At 50.4% G+C, this 16975-nt stretch carries 20 protein-coding genes and 1 pseudogene; 19 read left to right on the top strand and 2 right to left on the bottom strand.

Translation table 11 applies throughout. The features are described 5' to 3' along the window. Positions 1–23 precede the first annotated feature (23 nt). The 6 genes from C4885_RS02890 to mobQ all read left to right on the top strand — a co-directional run bounded on the left by C4885_RS02890 (position 24) and on the right by mobQ (position 4632). Positions 24–398 (top strand): hypothetical protein, encoded by a 375-nt coding sequence (locus C4885_RS02890; protein ID WP_055214731.1) that lies wholly within the window; start codon positions 24–26, stop codon positions 396–398. Positions 399–1239: 841 nt separating this feature from the next. Next, positions 1240–1653, top strand: coding sequence for an RNA polymerase sigma factor (locus tag C4885_RS02885; RefSeq protein ID WP_055214733.1), 414 nt, complete (start codon positions 1240–1242; stop codon positions 1651–1653). A 103-nt stretch (positions 1654–1756) separates the two neighbouring features. Next, on the top strand, positions 1757–2209 hold the full coding sequence (locus tag C4885_RS02880) for an RNA polymerase subunit sigma-24 (RefSeq protein WP_112121891.1): 453 nt from the start codon (positions 1757–1759) through the stop codon (positions 2207–2209). Between the two features lie 10 nt (positions 2210–2219). Further along, the gene (locus C4885_RS02875; RefSeq protein ID WP_035394327.1) at positions 2220–2681 is read left to right on the top strand and encodes an RNA polymerase sigma factor; all 462 of its coding nucleotides are present in this window, start codon (positions 2220–2222) and stop codon (positions 2679–2681) included. A 28-nt stretch (positions 2682–2709) separates the two neighbouring features. Beyond that, on the top strand, positions 2710–3000 hold the full coding sequence (locus C4885_RS02870) for a DUF3847 domain-containing protein (RefSeq protein WP_005933556.1): 291 nt from the start codon (positions 2710–2712) through the stop codon (positions 2998–3000). Positions 3001–3186: 186 nt separating this feature from the next. Continuing rightward, the gene (gene mobQ / locus C4885_RS02865; protein WP_113998924.1) at positions 3187–4632 is read left to right on the top strand and encodes a MobQ family relaxase; all 1446 of its coding nucleotides are present in this window, start codon (positions 3187–3189) and stop codon (positions 4630–4632) included. A 107-nt stretch (positions 4633–4739) separates the two neighbouring features. Here the strand turns inward: mobQ and C4885_RS02860 are convergent, their stop codons facing one another. Together C4885_RS02860 and C4885_RS02855 are read right to left on the bottom strand one after the other, a co-directional pair. After that, positions 4740–5030, bottom strand: coding sequence for a type II toxin-antitoxin system YafQ family toxin (locus C4885_RS02860; RefSeq protein ID WP_002596328.1), 291 nt, complete (start codon positions 5028–5030; stop codon positions 4740–4742). Beyond that, on the bottom strand, positions 5027–5305 hold the full coding sequence (locus tag C4885_RS02855; RefSeq protein WP_005924829.1) for a type II toxin-antitoxin system RelB/DinJ family antitoxin: 279 nt from the start codon (positions 5303–5305) through the stop codon (positions 5027–5029). Before C4885_RS02855 ends, C4885_RS02860 begins: the two co-directional genes overlap by 4 nt. A 126-nt stretch (positions 5306–5431) precedes the next feature. Here C4885_RS02855 and C4885_RS02850 point away from each other — a divergent pair, with 126 nt between their 5' ends. From C4885_RS02850 to C4885_RS02785, 13 genes and pseudogenes are all read left to right on the top strand, one after another. After that, positions 5432–5830 (top strand): cysteine-rich VLP domain-containing protein, encoded by a 399-nt coding sequence (locus C4885_RS02850; RefSeq protein ID WP_005933550.1) that lies wholly within the window; start codon positions 5432–5434, stop codon positions 5828–5830. A 113-nt stretch (positions 5831–5943) separates the two neighbouring features. Beyond that, positions 5944–6693: a phage replisome organizer N-terminal domain-containing protein gene (locus tag C4885_RS02845; RefSeq protein ID WP_005933547.1), complete on the top strand. Its 750-nt coding sequence runs from the start codon at positions 5944–5946 to the stop codon at positions 6691–6693. Beyond that, on the top strand, positions 6690–7553 hold the full coding sequence (locus tag C4885_RS02840; RefSeq protein WP_005933545.1) for an ATP-binding protein: 864 nt from the start codon (positions 6690–6692) through the stop codon (positions 7551–7553). Before C4885_RS02845 ends, C4885_RS02840 begins: the two co-directional genes overlap by 4 nt. Before the next feature lie 43 nt (positions 7554–7596). After that, positions 7597–7791 (top strand): transposon-encoded TnpW family protein, encoded by a 195-nt coding sequence (locus C4885_RS02835; RefSeq protein WP_005933543.1) that lies wholly within the window; start codon positions 7597–7599, stop codon positions 7789–7791. Between the two features lie 77 nt (positions 7792–7868). Then, positions 7869–8234, top strand: coding sequence for a hypothetical protein (locus C4885_RS02830; RefSeq protein WP_014080225.1), 366 nt, complete (start codon positions 7869–7871; stop codon positions 8232–8234). A gap of 84 nt (positions 8235–8318) precedes the next feature. Further along, positions 8319–9161 (top strand): annotated as a pseudogene (locus C4885_RS02820) (VirD4-like conjugal transfer protein, CD1115 family); the annotation flags it as partial. Positions 9162–9224: 63 nt separating this feature from the next. Further along, a complete protein-coding gene (locus C4885_RS02815; protein ID WP_003431213.1) occupies positions 9225–9440 on the top strand; it encodes a Maff2 family mobile element protein in 216 nt (71 codons plus the stop codon). Between the two features lie 70 nt (positions 9441–9510). Further along, positions 9511–10374 carry a VirB6/TrbL-like conjugal transfer protein, CD1112 family gene (locus C4885_RS02810; RefSeq protein WP_007860210.1) on the top strand — a complete coding sequence of 288 codons (864 nt, stop codon included), beginning with the start codon at positions 9511–9513 and terminating at the stop codon, positions 10372–10374. Between the two features lie 4 nt (positions 10375–10378). Further along, entirely contained in the window at positions 10379–11287 is a 909-nt protein-coding gene (locus C4885_RS02805; protein ID WP_044491973.1) for a hypothetical protein, read from the top strand. 1 nt (position 11288) lies between these two features. Beyond that, entirely contained in the window at positions 11289–11681 is a 393-nt protein-coding gene (locus C4885_RS02800; RefSeq protein ID WP_007860207.1) for a PrgI family protein, read from the top strand. Then, positions 11641–14037, top strand: a complete 2397-nt coding sequence (locus C4885_RS02795; protein ID WP_003431228.1) for a VirB4-like conjugal transfer ATPase, CD1110 family — start codon at positions 11641–11643, stop codon at positions 14035–14037. The genes C4885_RS02800 and C4885_RS02795 overlap by 41 nt, the downstream gene beginning before the upstream one ends. Next, positions 14034–14990 (top strand): site-specific DNA-methyltransferase, encoded by a 957-nt coding sequence (locus C4885_RS02790; protein ID WP_044491998.1) that lies wholly within the window; start codon positions 14034–14036, stop codon positions 14988–14990. The genes C4885_RS02795 and C4885_RS02790 overlap by 4 nt, the downstream gene beginning before the upstream one ends. Then, a complete protein-coding gene (locus C4885_RS02785; RefSeq protein WP_008979752.1) occupies positions 14987–16957 on the top strand; it encodes a C40 family peptidase in 1971 nt (656 codons plus the stop codon). Before C4885_RS02790 ends, C4885_RS02785 begins: the two co-directional genes overlap by 4 nt. The last annotated feature ends 18 nt before the right edge of the window (positions 16958–16975 follow it).

The following is a 16975-nucleotide window of genomic DNA, read 5'->3' as shown; positions in this document are numbered from 1 at the left end:
TAAAATGAAAGGAAAGAAATGAAATGAACAAAAAACATATTACTCATGGCAAGTTGAAAGTATTTATGATATTATTTTTGGCTGTTATTTTGATTGTTCTGGTTGTAGTATGCGCCAAGAAAATTAAACTTTCTCAAAACGAAAAAAATATTATCGGCACATGGAAAAACAGCAATTCAGAAAATGTAATTACAGTTCAAGACAGTGACACTCTAATACTGTACAATGACATTCCTGAAGCAGGTTTATATCATGGTAATGCTTCTTATCATTTCAGTTACACAGATACTATCTGTGTAACACAGGATGACATCAGTGCGGAGTTTTGTGTTGATGTTGATGAAAATCAATTGATAATCTACTTTGCAGGTCAGGTATATTTAGTGTTGCAAAAATAGTAACAGCGCGTAAATCAATTTAAGTATGTAGCATCATAGTACATATCGGAAAGCAGGACTCTCACCAGCTTTCAGTTACCATCCGAAAATCCAAGGCAACGCCTATTCTGATTCTGGCTTCCCAATTTTGTCATGCGGAGCACATGTGGGTATTTCGGCAAGGCGCACACGCATACATTTGAGAGCTGTATTTGACAGAGAAGTTTCTGGCAAAGGCTCAGGCACTCATACAGTTATATTGTGAGCTAAAGAAGTAGCTGGAAATATGCTATACGCTGGCTTTCGGCAAAGACCTTGTGATTGAGCCATTATTCAGGTGAGTGATACTTTATCATCGCTCATTTTGAAAGGGATGGACAAGAAAATAAAACAAACACAATATTTCTAATACTCTGCCGGACGACGGCAAAAGAAAAAAGCCGTCGTAGAGCAGACAATTTGACACGCCCATTTGAAACGGCGGCTTTGATTTTCAGAGCCGCCGTTTCTTTTCGTCTATCCTAAACCAACGACGACCTAACACCGTGTAAATCCACGGCGGCACATAGGAGGATTGCCGCCGTGTCTATTTTTGCCTTTTTTCACAGTACACATGAACTGCACCAGCTAAAAAAAGCCTGTTCCCAGCAGCGGAGCAATGCGGTCAGAAGTATGTACTATACCATGTAAGTAAACAACAAAAAGTATTCCATGACGCTCGTATGGCATTATGCCGTTCGGGCGTTTTTTTGTCCCTATGGAGCCGGAACATCGGGTCAACATGGCCCGAACTTTATCCTCGGTGCCGCTCCCCGCCGCCTTATTCAGATTTACCCAAAAAATCTGAATGGAGGAAAGGTAGATGGAAGTTACCATCAATTATAACGGACAAGCTGTTGCCGTGGAGGTCACGCTGGAAGTCTATGAATTTCTTGACCGGGCCGATCATAAAACGGAGAACCTGTTCCATGAACAGCGGCGGCATTGGGATGGCCGGGAGTTTGACGAGTACATCATTACCACCGAGGGTGTAGGGGTCTGCAGCGAAACGCCGGAGGAATACCTTTGCCGCATGGAAACGCTGCATGAGCTGATGGCTGTTCTGGACACCTGTACCGAGGCCCAGCGCCGCCGGTTCCTGCTCTATGCGCTTGACGGGCTGAGCCTTGCAGAGATCGGTGTGCTGTGCGGCTGCTCCAAAGTGGCTGTTTATCAAAGTGTGGAGGCGGTCAGAAAAAAATTTATAAATTTCTTTGAGAACAGGCTTAACGAATGACCTGTTTTCTGGCTACCAAGTGAAAGGGATCATTTCCCTTATCTCAGCGAGGGGCGGACAGCGGACGAGCTGTCCGCCTCTCCGATTTTCAGGAGGTAAGCCTATGAAAACAATCAATCTGCGGTGGATGTATCCCTACTACCGGCATGACGAGTTTGTGGATGTTACGGACGAGGTGTGGGCAGCGATGTATCAGGCCAAGCGGGAGATGGAGAACTATGAGCGTCGGAAAGTCTACCACCGCGCCTACTACTCTCTGGACGCATACAGCTGGCTGGAAAATTACGCACTGGAACACAGCAGATCGCCGGAAGATATTTTGCTGGAACGAGAAGAAATGACCACCCGCCTATACCTGATTGCAGCTCTGCCGGTGGCTCTGGCTCATGCCACTCCGACACAGGCCCGCCGTGTTCACGCCTACTACATTGCTGGTATCAAGCAGCCGGAAATCTCCCGGAGAGAGGGCATCCACAGCAGCAAGGTCAGCGTTTCCATCCGTCGGGGTCTGCGGAATATGCGCCGCTGCTATGATGACCTTTTTCAAACAGAGTGAGGGCGTGCCTATGCAGACCATCAATCTCAAACAATATTATCCATTTTGCAAAGAGGACATTTTTGTGGAGGTGTCCGATGAGATCGTCGAAGCGTTTCTTCTGGATAAGAGAGCCGAGGCCGCCAGAGAACGCAAGATGTTCCGGTATAAGGCGTTTTACTCCCTCGATTGTAACGATGGAATCGAAAATGCTGCAATCGGCTGGGCGCAGCCATCGCCGGAGGATCATCTGATAGAAAAAGAAGAATTAGCCGAATACGAAGAACTGATACGGCGATTGTATGAAGCCATTTCTTCCCTGCCGCCTATGCAGGCTCGCCGTGTCCACGCCCGCTATATGCTGGGTATGAAAGTGAAAGATATTGCCGCAATGGAGGGTATCACACCATCACAGGCGGGAAAATCCATCCACGCTGCACTGCGGAGGCTGCGCCGGTACTTTGCGCGTCAGAAATGGACGGTCAATCTATAAGCGTTTCCAAAGAAAAGAGGTGCATGACATGAACGAAAAAATTACAGCCCAACCCCCAAAAGAAGAACGGCAGGAAGTCCTGAAGGAGATCCGGCAGCTTGAAAACCGCAAGAAGATTTTGGAGAACAAGCAACGAAACGAAGAACGCAGGGTTCGCACCCGCCGCCTGATTGAGCGCGGAGCCATTTTGGAGGGGATTTTCCCGCTGGCTTCCAGCCTTTCCGGCGCAGAGGTCAAAGCATTTCTGATTGCCCTGTCCTATCTTCCGGGGGCTGCGGAATTGACTGCAAACCTGCCAAAATCCGGGGATATGCCATAAGTCCCTTGTTTACAAGGGCGCACTTATACACCGTTGCCGGTGCTGTGCGCCCTGCCGGGGGCGTTGCGTACTTCGTCCGCGATGGGAAGCTACGCTCCCCAAACCCCTTGTGTGCTCTGCGCAGCCAAACACCCGCTTTGCGTTTGTCCGGCTCCACAGAGCCTGTTATCCCCTCACTGAAAGGAGGTGTTCCCCATAGATTTCTGTCATATCCCCGTCAGTATCATCAAGCGCAGCGCAGGCCGTTCAGCCGTTGCCGCAGCTGCTTACCGCAGTGGAACCAAGCTGACAAATGAATGGGACGGAATGATCCACGACTACACCCGGAAAGGCGGCATTGTCCATGCGGAGATCATGCTGCCTGCCCACGCCCCGCCGGAATTTGCAGACCGTTCTATCCTCTGGAACAGCGTGGAGCAAATCGAGAAAGCAAGAGACAGCCAGCTTGCCCGCGAGATTGAGGCAGCTTTACCCCGTGAACTGTCCGGCGAACAACAGCTTGCCCTTGTGCGTGCCTATGTGAAGGACAACTTTGTAGACAAAGGAATGTGCGCCGACTTTGCTATCCATGACAAGGGAACCGGCAACCCTCATGTCCATATCATGCTGACGCTCCGGCCGTTGAAAGAAAATGGACAGTGGGGCGCAAAGTGCCGCAAGGCATACGATCTGGACGAGAATGGACAGCGTATCCCGGATGGGAAAGGCGGCTGGAAAAATCATCGGGAGGATACGACCGACTGGAACGATAAAGGAAATGTGGAGATTTGGCGGGCAGCGTGGGCAGCCTACACCAACCGGGCACTGGAATCTGCCGGTAGACCGGAGCGTATTGACCACCGCAGCTACAAGCGGCAGGGCATTGATAAAATTCCCTCTGTCCATCTGGGGCCAGCTGCCAGCCAAATGGAAAAGCGCGGTATCCGCACCGACAAGGGGGAAGTAAACCGACAGATCGTCGCCGACAACAAGCTGCTGAAAGAAATCAAAGCTCGCATTACCCGTCTTTATCGCTGGTCGAAAGCGGAAGCGGAAAAACCACAAACGCAGCAAAGCAGCTTGACCGCCTTGTGGGAAGCCCAACAGCAGTTGAACGCTCCCCGCACCCGCACCGGCAAAATCCGGGCTTTGCAGGAAAGCGCTGCACTATTCAGCTTTTTGCAGGTAAACGGCATCCAGTCTATGCAGCAGCTTCATGAAAAAATCGCTGATATGAACAGCTGTTACTATGACCTGCGGGGAAAGATCGTCAAGGCTGAGCGCCGGATCGCCATTCTTACCGAACGCGGGGAGATGTGGGAACAGTACAACCAGTACAAGTCCATCCACAAGCAGCTTGCCAAAGTAAAACCGGAAAAACGGGAACAGTTTGAGCAGCGCCACAGCCGGGAACTGATCCTGTATGATGCAGCAGCCCGGTATCTGAAAGAACTGAAAGACAGCGGCGAGGGGATCACCCCGAAGGCATGGCAGCGGAAAATCGACCAGCTGGCCGCCGGAAAGCAGACGGACACGCTTGCCATGAAATCCATGCGGGAGGAGTTGAAAGCAGTGGAACGGCTCCGCAAAACCGCCGAGCAGCTGTCCCGACAGGAAAGGGACAAGTCTCACGACCGTGGGCCGGAGCGGTAAAGGCTACCGCGTTTTGGCGTACCCCTGTCAAGTGCGTCGCGTTTCACGACATACTTTTGCATACAGAAAAACCGTCGTACAGGTTTCCCCATACGGCGGCAGACTGTTTATTTGCCGAACAAGTCGCTGTGTGTGCCGGTGCGGGCCAGCGTCAGCACCAGAACATCATCCTCTATGCGATAGACAAGCAGCCAGTCCGGGAGAATATGACATTCCCGATGACCTGCCCAATCGCCGGACAGGTCATGGTCACGGTTCTTATCCGGCAGCGGTTCGCCCATTGCCAGCAATGCTACGACCTGCTCCAGCAGCTCAATCTTCAAGCCACGCTTGATGGCTCGTTTGTAGTCCTTTTTGAAACTGGTCGTGTACTTGACGGTATATTTGGTTTCTTTCATCTTTTCAGGTCAGCAAATAACTCGTCAAGGTCATTGTAGCCCTTTACAGACGGGTCTTTTGCAATCCTTTCCGCTTCCAGCATGGCAGCAACCGTTTCTTTGTTCGGCTGTTCCAGCCTTACTTCAAAGGGAATGCCGCCTTCACGAAGCGACTGGCGCACAAAGATGTTAAACGCCGTAGTCAGGTTCATGCCAAGTTCCGTAAACAGTGCGTCCGCCTGCGCTTTCAAATCTGCGTCCATGCGGATACTGATGTTTGTGGTATTTCCAGCCATACGATCAACCCCTTTCTGCTGGCAATTATAGTATATGCCATTTGCACGAAGAAAACAATACTTTGCACGAATATTTAACAATAAATTCATTCAAGGAGGTTACCTGCTTTATGAAAGAAATCATTTATGAAGAACAACAAGACTGAACCTATCCCTGTCATGGATTACCGCCAGTACCGCAGAGCGCGGAAACTGGTGCATGAGTGCTGCAACTACATTGCCGGAAACTGTATCGCCCTGGACGATGGGGAGGAATGTATCTGTGTCCAGTCCATTTCCTACTCCCTGTTGTGCAGGTGGTTTCGGGCGGCGGTATTGCCGCAGGATAAGGAACTGGAAACGGCGCTGTTCCACCGGCTGAATGCTAAGAAATGCGCCGTATGCGGGGCGCTGTTTACCCCCGGTTCTAACCGGGCTAAATACTGCCCGGAATGTGCCGCACGCATGAAGCGGATTAACGCCGCAAAGCGCAAGCGGAAACAACGGGAGAAATGTCACGCTTTAGGGGCTGAAAAACCCTTGTAAATCAAGGCTTTTTTTGAGGGTGTCAAAGGCAGTCTGATAGATTTATCCTCTGACCCCTAAAATAGCCTTAAAATGCGTACAGAATCCCAAAAGAACCCCTAAGGAGGAACCCTATGTCAGACAATCGAAAATATTATTACCTGAAACTCAAAGAAAACTATTTTGATGATGATTCCATCGTGCTGCTGGAAAGTATGCAGGACGGTGTGCTGTATTCCAACATTCTGCTCAAGCTGTACCTGAAATCGCTGAAACATGGCGGGCGGCTCCAGCTTGACGAGGACATCCCTTACACAGCGCAGATGATCGCTACCATTACCCGCCAGCAGATCGGCACTGTGGAGAGAGCCTTGCAGATCTTTTTGAAGCTGGGTCTTGTGGAAGTGCTGGACAGCGGCACATTCTACATGAGCAACATCGAACTTTTAATAGGCCAGTCCTCTACCGAGGCCGAGCGAAAGCGGGCTGCAAGGCTTCAAAATAAGGCTCTTTCTGCGCTCCGGACAAGTGGCGGACATTTGTCCGACATTCGTCCACCAGAGATAGAGATAGAGTTAGAGAAAGAGATAGAGATAAAGAGAGAGATAGAGAAGGTACGCCCTGAAACGGGGCACCCTTCCCACACCTATGGCCGTTACCAGAATGTTTTCCTGACGGATGAAGAACTGGCAGACTTGCAGGTCAGCTTTCCTGCTGTATGGGAACAGTACATCGAAAAGCTGTCCGAGTACATGGCTTCTACTGGCAAGCGTTATCAGAGCCATGCAGCGACCATCCGGCGTTGGGCCGGTGAGGACGCTAAAAAAACGGTCACACCCTCACGCAACCGGGATTACAGCGTAAAGGAGGATGAAACTGTATGATTGAGATTACCGCAGAAATCCGGGCATTCATCGACAAGGCAGCTGCCGGTGTGGAATTGGCTGAGGACGAGTATATAGACCCGTCAGACGGGCTCATTCACTGTAAGAAATGCGGCGGCCAGAGGCAGACCGTTGTGCCATGCTTCGGGAAATCCGGCTACTTTATGCCGCACTGCATCTGCCAGTGCCAGCGGGAGGCTGAGGAGCAGCGCAAGGCTGCTGAAGAACGGCAGCGCCGCATGGAGCGTATCAAACGCCGAAAGGCACAGGGCCTGCAAGACCGTTATCTGTACGACTACACATTTTCCAATGATAACAGGCAAAACCCATTGATGGACAAGGCTCATGCCTATGTGGAGAACTGGAAAGAGGCATATAAGAGCAATATCGGGCTTTTACTGTTTGGAGATGTGGGAACCGGCAAGTCTTTTTTCGCCGGATGTATTGCCAACGCTCTACTTGACCAGGATGTGCCGGTGCTGATGACGAACTTCCCCACCATTCTGAACCGCCTGACAGGGATGTTCTCTGAGGACAGGTCAGAGTTTATTGCCAGCTTTGACGAATATGACCTGCTTATCATTGACGATCTGGGTGTAGAGCGCAGTACCGAATATGCTATGGAGCAGATGTTTTTCGTCATCGACAGCCGCTATCGCAGCCGAAGACCCATGATTATCACAACAAACTTGAAACTGTCCGAGCTGAAAAATCCGCCTGATCTGGCCCACGCCCGTATCTATGACCGTATTTTGGAACGGTGTGCGCCGATCCTCTTTGACGGGAAGAATTTCCGGGAAGAAAATGCCGGTGTCACCCGACAGGCAGCAAAAGACATTGTAAACAGTAAGCACGATTGATTTTTTACCGGGCGGCACAGACCCGTTCGGAGAAAGGAGCGCTATGAACAAAGAACCCCGTACTATGCAGATGGCAGACGCCGCTGCTGCGGCCAGAGCGCCGGAAAACACGCCAGCGATGGTAAAGAAAATCGGCAAGACGACCTACAAGGTTCATGTCCATTTCAGCAATACCAGCACAGAAACCATGAGCGATAAAATCAAGCGTATGCTCAAAAATGAAATTCAGCAGATGTGACAGACTGATAAACTAAGCCGCCTTGTGCTAAACTGATGATGGTACGCACCAAAATTTTTGTCAAGGAGGACATGAAAATGCTTTACACAGAAAAAGAGAAACATGAAATTGAGCGAGTAAAGGAAGTCTTTGCGGAACATCTGCGGCAAAGCCCTGATTTTGAATTGCTCTGGTCGGACAAGGTGGGCTATGTCTGGCTGACGATTGGCGTAAATCCAGTCTATGTGGATACCGGTATCAGGATAGAATCTGCCGCCGATCTCTGCGGCAAGTGTTTGGATGATGTTGCTACGGATGTTTTATATATGACTGGCAACGATCATGCACTGGAAGCAGCCGACCCGCTGGAGTTAGCCGAAATCAAGCGGCTCTGGGAGCCATATATCAACCAGCTGCCAGACTATGCGTATCTCTGCAAAGACCTGCTGAACGGAAAAATGTAATCTGTTAAATGAGGTGTCAGGAGCCATACAGTGCTTCTGGCACCTTTTGTGAGTTTTCTGTGAATTTGATTAAAAAGTCCTTGACAATTTGTCTCTGGCAAAACGGCAAAGTCAATCCTTATTTCTTGCGGTGCGCGTCTTGCCCCTTTTGATATAGAGGAACTCCGGGAACTCATGTCCTATGATGAATTGGAACTTGATACATTGGGCGACAGGAAAACCGCGCTTTTCCTCATAATGAGCGATACCGACGACACCTTTAATTTTGTTATCGCTATTCTGCAATCGCAGCTTTTCAATTTGCTTTGTGATAAAGCGGACGACGAATACAACGGCAAATTGCCTATTCATGTCCGGTTTTTGCTTGATGAATTTGCCAACATCGGGCAGATACCCCGCTTTGATAAGTTAATTGCGACCATTCGCAGCAGGGAAATGTCCGCTTCTATCATTCTGCAATCGCAGAGCCAACTAAAAGCCATTTACAAGGACGCGGCAGAAATCATACTTGATAATGCCGACAGCACCTTGTTTTTGGGAGGACGTGGGAAAAATGCAAAGGATATTTCGGATAACTTGGGACGGGAAACAATCGACAGTTTCAATACTTCCGAAAATCGCGGCACGCAGGTTTCTCATGGACTTACTTATCAAAAATTAGGAAAGGAGCTGATGACACAGGACGAAATAGCAGTTATGGACGGTGGGAAATGTATTTTGCAGCTACGCGGTGTGCGTCCCTTTTTAAGCGACAAATACGACATCACGAAACACCCGAACTACAAATACCTTTCCGACTTCGACAAAAGAAACGCTTTTGACGTGGAACGGTATATGTCTACCCGTCCGGCAATCGTAAAGCCCGATGAAGCCTTTGACATATACGAAATAGATTTGTCCGACGAGGACGCAGCCGCCGAGGAATAACGGCGGCATTTTCATTTTCAACAACTTTTTTTGAGCCGCACAGCGGCAGAAAGCGAGGTTTATATGGAGTTTTTCAACAGCGCAGTTGGTGTATTGCAGACTTTGGTTATCGCGCTTGGCGCAGGTCTTGGCATTTGGGGTGCCATTAACCTCATGGAGGGTTACGGCAACGACAATCCGGGCGCAAAGAGCCAGGGCATGAAGCAGCTCATGGCGGGCGGCGGCGTCGCTTTGATCGGCGGCACCCTTGTTCCCCTGCTTTCTCAACTTTTTGGATAATGCCTAAAACAAATACCACCCGCCGCGCCCTCTCGGAAACGGGAGGGCGCGGGAAAGGAGGGATTAACTTTTGATATGGCAGATGATTGAAGATTGGTTTCGCGGCATTTTGACAGACGGGATTTTATCGAACCTTTCCGGCTTGTTTGACAGCGTAAATACAGAGGTTGGAGAAATCGCAACACAAGTCGGCACGACCCCCGCCGGGTGGAACGCGGGCATATTCAACATGATACGCAGCCTTTCGGAAAACGTCATTGTACCGATTGCGGGCGTTATCATTACCTTTGTCATGTGTTATGAACTAATCCAGCTTGTAATTGAAAAAAACAATCTGCACGATCTCGACACTTGGATTTTCTTCAAATGGATTTTTAAGACCTTTGTTGCGGTGCTGCTGGTAACAAACACTTGGAACATCGTCATGGGAGTTTTCGACGTTACGCAGAGCGTCGTCAATCAGAGCGCGGGGGTTATCATATCCGATACAAGCATAGACGTTACCACCGTCATTACCGACATTGAAGCAAAACTCGACGCTATGAGCGTGGGCGGTCTTTTGGGGTTATGGTTTCAATCCCTCTTTGTAGGGCTTACCATGAAAGCCCTGTCAATCTGCATTATGCTTGTGGTGTATGGGCGCATGATTGAAATATATCTTGTAACGAGCGTTGCCCCTATCCCTATGGCAACAATGGTAAATCACGAATGGGGCAGCATGGGACAGAATTACTTAAAATCTTTGCTTGCGCTTGGTTTTCAGGCGTTTCTGATCTTGGTGTGTGTCGGCATTTATGCGGTGTTGATACAAACAATCGCAGCGACCGACGACATTTCCGGCGCGATCTGGGCTTGCATGGGCTATACCGTCCTCTTGTGCTTTACGCTTTTCAAAACGGGAAGCCTTGCAAAGAGCGTCTTTTCGGCACATTAAGGGGGTGAGTTATGATTTGAAAATCGGTTTAATCGACGTTGACAGCCATAATTTCCCCAACCTCTGCTTGATGAAGCTATCCGCGTATCATAAAGCAAAGGGGCATACGGTGGAATGGTGGAACGCAAAGGGGCGGTACGACCTTGTATATAAAAGCCGCGTCTTTACGGACACCTATTCCAAAGACACGATAACCGTTACCAACGCGGAACAAGTTATTTTCGGCGGTACGGGCTACGACACGAAAAACCGCTTGCTGCCGGAAGTGGAACACAGTTACCCGGATTATTCTATCTACCCGCAGTTTTTCGGGATTGCCTACGGCTTTTTAAGCCGGGGTTGTCCGAGAAATTGCGGGTTTTGCATTGTCAGCAGTAAAGAGGGACGCGAAAGTGTTAAGGTTGCGGATTTGTCCGAGTTTTGGAAATGGCAGCCGGAAATAAAAATCATGGACGCTAATCTGCTTGCCTGTCCCGACCATGAAAATCTCATTGAGCAGCTTATACGAAGCCGCGCATGGGTGGATTTTTCGCAAGGGCTGGATATTCGCCTTGTGAACAGGGATAATGTCAGCCTGTTAAATCGGGTACGGATAAAAGCGGTACATTTTGCATGGGATAATCCCGACGAGGACTTAACCGGGTATTTCCAACGTTTTTTGGATTTGACCGCCATTAAGAGCAGCCGCCAGCGGCGCGTGTATGTTCTTACCAACTACGGCAGCACTCACGAACAGGATTTATACCGCGTGAACACCTTGCGGGCTATGGGCTTTGACCCGTATGTGATGATTTACGAGCGTCCAACCGCCCCGCCTGTTACCCGCCATTTGCAACGGTGGGTAAATAACAAACGGCTTTTCTATGCTGTCCCCCGTTTTGAAGATTACATTCCGGGCAGAAAGGAGGTTTGAAATGGCGTATGTAACCGTCCCAAAGGACTTAACAAAAATCAAAAGCAAGGTAATGTTCAACCTTACGAAACGACAGCTAATTTGTTTCAGCGCGGCGGTAGCAATCGGACTGCCGCTGTTCTTTTTGGTAAAAGACAGCGTTGGAACAACCACAGCGGCATTGTGCATGGTGCTTGCCATGCTGCCTATGTTTTTGCTTGCCATGTACGAGAAAAACGGGCAACCGCTGGAAGTGATTATTCGGCAATTTGTGGAAGTGAAGTTTCTTCGCCCCAAAGAGCGACCTTATCAGACCAACAATTTTTATGCCGCCCTTGCGCGGCAAGAGCAATTAGATAAGGAGGTACGGGCGATTGTCAAAGGAAAAGAAAAACACCCAAAACGAAAAGCGTAAACTTTCCCGACAGGAAAGAAAACAGATAGATACCCTTATCCGACAGGCAAAGGGCGACGGGAAGCCCCATACGGCGCAGGACAGCATACCGTTTGAGCGAATGTATAAGGACGGGATTTGCCGCCTTGCAAACGGGCGGTATTCCAAGTGCATTGAGTTTGAGGACATCAACTATCAGCTTGCGCAGCCGGACGACAAAACCGCCATTTTTGAAGCCCTTTGCGATATGTATAACTCGTTCGACGCTTCTATCAGCGTGCAGCTTTCCCTAATCAGCCGCCATGCGAACAAGGACGATTTCAAGAACAGTATCACGATTGCGCCGCAGAATGATGACTTCGACAGTATCAGAGCAGAATACACCGAAATGCTTAGGACGCAGCTTGAACGCGGAAACAACGGGCTTATCAAGACCAAGTTTCTCACCTTTACCGTTGAAGCAAAGGACATTAGATCGGCGCGGGCGCGTCTTGCCCGCATTGAAACGGACACCCTCAACCATTTTAAGGTGATCGGCGCGGCGGCGCGGGTATTGGACGGGAAACAGCGTCTTGAAGTGCTGCATGGGATTTTCCACCCGGACGGGGAACGCTTTAACTTTGCGTGGGAATGGCTACCCGCAAGCGGTCTTTCTGTCAAAGACTTTATCGCGCCGTCCTCTTTCCGATTTGGCGACGGGCGAATGTTTCAAATGGGCGGCAAGTTTGGCGCAGTTTCCTTTTTGCAGATCGTCGCGCCGGAACTCTCCGACCGTATGCTTGCCGACTTCATGGACGCGGAAAACGGGATTATCGTCAATCTGCACATTCAGAGTATCGACCACAACGAAGCAATCAAGACGATTAAGCGCAAGATTACCGACCTTGACCGTATGAAAATCGAGGAACAGAAAAAAGCAATCCGCAGCGGCTACGACATGGATATTATTCCGTCCGACCTTGCCACCTACGGCGGGGAAGCAAAAAACCTACTCCGCGATTTGCAGAGCCGCAACGAAAGAATGTTTCTGCTTACGCTGCTTGTCTTAAACCTTGCAGATACCAAGCAGAAATTGGATAACGAAGTATTTGGAGCGGCGGCAATCGCGCAGAAATACAACTGCATTTTGACCCGCCTTGACTACCGGCAGGAACAGGGGCTTATGTCCTCTATCCCGTTGGGGGAAAACCTTATCCATATCCAGCGCGGCTTGACGACCAGCAGCACCGCCGTTTTCGTTCCCTTTACGGTGCAAGAGCTGTTCCAAAGCGGCGAAGCATTGTATTACGGCTTAAACGCCCTTTCCAACAACATGATTTTGTGCGACCGAAAGAAGCTGAAAAATCCCAACGGCTTGATACTCGGCACACCGGGCAGCGGCAAAAGTTTTTCTGCAAAACGCGAAATCACAAACGCTTTTCTTATCACGTCCGACGACATTATCATTTGCGACCCCGAAGCCGAATATTACCCCCTTGTCGGACGTTTGAAAGGACAGGTTATCAAGGTTTCGCAGAACAGCACGCAGTACATTAACCCTATGGATATTAACCTCAATTACAGCGAGGGCGACACGCCCATAGCCTTAAAGAGCGATTTTATCCTTTCCTTTTGTGAGTTGATTATGGGAGGTAAAAACGGGCTGGAAGCTGTCGAAAAGACCTTGATTGACCGCGCTGTTATCAGCGTGTACCGCAACTACCTTGCCGACCCGAAGCCGGAGAATATGCCGATTTTGGGCGACCTCTACGACGAGATCAAGAAGCAGCCGGAAAAGGAAGCGCAGCGTATCGCGGCGGCATTGGAACTCTATGTAAACGGCAGCTTGAACATTTTTAACCACAGGACAAACGTTGACATTCATAATCGCCTTGTCTGCTTTGATATTAAGGAACTCGGTACGCAGCTTAAAAAAGTCGGTATGCTTATCGTCCAAGACCAAGTATGGAACAGAGTAACGGTAAACCGCAGCGAGGGCAAGGCGACGCGGTATTACATCGACGAATTTCATTTACTCTTGAAAGAGGAACAGACCGCAGCATACAGCGTCGAGATTTGGAAGCGTTTTAGGAAGTGGGGCGGTATTCCGACAGGTATCACGCAGAACGTCAAAGACCTTTTGACGAGCAGAGAAGTTTCAAATGTTTTTGAAAACAGCGATTTTGTCTATATGCTCAACCAAGCCCAGGGCGACCGGGAAATCCTTGCCAAGCAGCTTAACATTTCACAACAGCAAATGACCTATGTAACCCATTCCGAAGCGGGCGAGGGACTTATCTTCTATGGCAACGTGATTTTGCCCTTTATTGACCGTTTTCCGAAAGATACGGAGCTCTACCGCGTAATGACGACCAAGCCCGGCGAGGTGTCGGCATGAGGATAGAAACGGATAAAATCTATTGCGGCGACAGCTTGCAGGTGCTTCAAACCTTGCCGGATAACTGTTTGGATTGTTGCGTAACGTCCCCGCCCTACTATGCTTTGCGCGATTACGGCACAGACGGGCAGATCGGGCGTGAAGCAACGCCGGAGGAATATGTTTCCCGCATTACGGCGGTTTTCCATGAGGTAAAGCGGGTGCTTACGCCGGAGGGTACTTGTTGGCTGAATATCGCGGACACTTATTGCGGCACAGGCAGCAAAGCCGACCACCAAGACCCGAAATACCCCAAAGGCAGGAACGGGCAGCAAGTGGCGGTAAACCACCGCGCCCCCGGCTGCAAGCCGAAAGACCTAATCGGTATTCCGTGGCTTGTAGCCCTTGCCTTGCGGGGCGACGGTTGGTATTTGCGAAGTTCTATCATTTGGCACAAGGGAAACGCCATGCCGGAAAGCACGCGGGACAGACCGACCCGCTGCTATGAATATGTGTTTCTGCTTACCAAGTCAAAGAAATATTACTACGATTGGCAGGCAGTAGCCGAGCCGATAGCCCCCACAACGGCGGTACGGCTGAAAAGCGGAGTTGGGAAAGGCAACAAATATGCCGCTACCGTTCCGGGGCAAAACCAGCCGCAGAAAATCAACCGCCCCCGCAGGAAAGGCGCATACACCGACGAAATGATTTCCCCCGTCCGCAGCCGCCGCAACGTTTGGCAGATCAACACAACTTCCTATCGCGGCGGGCATTTTGCAGCGTTCCCGCCCAAACTTGCGGAAACGTGCATTTTGGCGGGCTGTCCTGTCGGCGGGATTGTGCTTGACCCGTTTTTAGGCAGCGGCACGACCGCAGCGGCGGCAAAAAGCCTTTCCCGCCGCTATATCGGTATAGAGATCAACCCCGAATACTGCACCCTTGCAAAACAGCGTATTGGAGGTGATGAACATTGAGCAAGGAATTAAAAGCCCCCGACAAGGTAACGCAGAAAATGACCCGCGACGGGGCGATTGCGGAAAACCTTACGACGGGCGAAACGACGAGTATCAGCGAAAGACCGCCGGAGGAAAACTATTCAGCCCCCGCAGCGGGAGCAGCGGAAAAAGCGACCCAACGTATCAGCACAGAGGTTAGCCGCCATTTAGAAAAGGGCGCGGAGAAAAAGAGCCTTGACGCAGCGCAGCTTAAAACCCATACTTCCCGCTTGCAGTTTTCCGCAGAGGAACGGGCAACGCCGGAACTTCAAAAGGCAATTAGGAAGTCGGACAAGGCGGCAGACCGTTTAGACGCGGCGCGGGCGGCTATCCCCAAGCATACCAAAATCAAGAAAGAGCGCGTTTTTAACGAAGCGAAAGGCAGGGCAAAAACGCGCCTTTCCTTTGAAAAGACGGATAAGCCCCCAAACGGCAAGTTGCGGCATAACCCCTTATCACGTCCGGCGCAGGAGTTAAACAGCACCGTACATGGAAAAATCTACGAGGTAGAGAAAGAAAACGTCGGTGTGGAAAGCGGGCACCGGGTAGAACTTGCGGGCGAGAAAGCGGGCGGCATGGCGGCGCGGACGGTAAAACGCGGCATACGCAGCCACAAGCTGAAACCCTACCGGGCAGCGGCGGCAGCGGAGAGAAAGGCGGTAAAGGCAAACGCCGATTTCCTCTATCAAAAGGCGCTGCACGATAACCCCGCCCTTGCGCACTCTAACCCCATTTCCCGTTTTTGGCAGAAGCAGCGCATTAAAAAGCAGTATGCAAAGACGCTGAAAGCGGGCGGCAAGGTGAAAAAGACCGCCGAAGCCACCGCAAAGGCAGCGAAGAAAACCGCGCAGGAAACCAAACGGGCGACGTTCTTTGTCGTCCGGCATTGGAAAGGCTGCTTGCTTGTGGGCGGGATTGCCTTTATCGTGCTGCTGCTTTTCGGCGGCTTGTCCTCTTGCTCCCTCTTTGGCGGCAACAGCGGTAGCGGCTTGATTGCGTCGTCCTATCTTTCCGAGGACGCGGATATTACGGGCGCGGAAGCAGCTTACACCGATATGGAAGCAGAGTTACAGGATATGCTGAATAATATCGAGCGCGAATACCCCGGCTACGACGAATACCGGGTGAACGCAGACGAGATCGAGCATGACCCCTATGTGCTAATCTCTATCCTTTCCGCGCTGCATGAGGGCGTGTTTACCCTTGATGAAGCGCAAAGCACCCTTGAAATGCTCTTTGAGAAACAGTATATCTTGACCGTTACGGAGGAAGTCGAGGTACGCTACCGCACCGAAACGAGGACGGACAGCGAGGGCAACGAATATGAGGTTGAAGTCCCATATAACTATTACATTCTTCATGTGGATTTGGAAAACTTCAACCTTTCCCATGTCCCCGTCTACATTATGGGCGAGGAACAGCTATCCATGTACGCTATGTATATGTCGTCGCTGGGGAACCGCCCCGATTTGTTCCCGTCGTCCGGCTATGTGTCAAAATACTATGAAAACCCGCCCGCCGATTACGAAGTACCCGCCGCGCTGCTTAATTCCGATGAAAAGTTTGCGCGGCTCATTGAGGAAGCGGATAAATACGTCGGCTTTCCCTATGTGTGGGGCGGCAGCACCCCGGAAACCTCTTTTGATTGCAGCGGTTTTGTTAGCTATGTGCTGACGAACAGCGGCTTATACAATACGGGCAGACTTGGGGCGCAGGGGCTTTACAACATTTCAACCCGCGTTTCCAACCCGCAGCCGGGGGATTTGGTTTTCTTTACGGGTACATACGACACGCCGGGGGTATCTCATGTGGGTATCTACGTTGGCGAGGACGGGGACGGAAGCCCCGTCATGCTGCATTGTGGCGACCCGATACAATACACAAAACTTGATACAAGCTATTGGCAATCCCATTTTTACGCCTATGGGCGGCTACATTACAACTGACTTTGAAAGGAGTTAATT

The organism is Subdoligranulum sp. APC924/74 (assembly GCF_003324125.1).
Lineage (GTDB): Bacteria > Bacillota > Clostridia > Oscillospirales > Ruminococcaceae > Gemmiger > Gemmiger qucibialis.
This window is presented reverse-complemented; position numbering and strand designations above follow the sequence as displayed.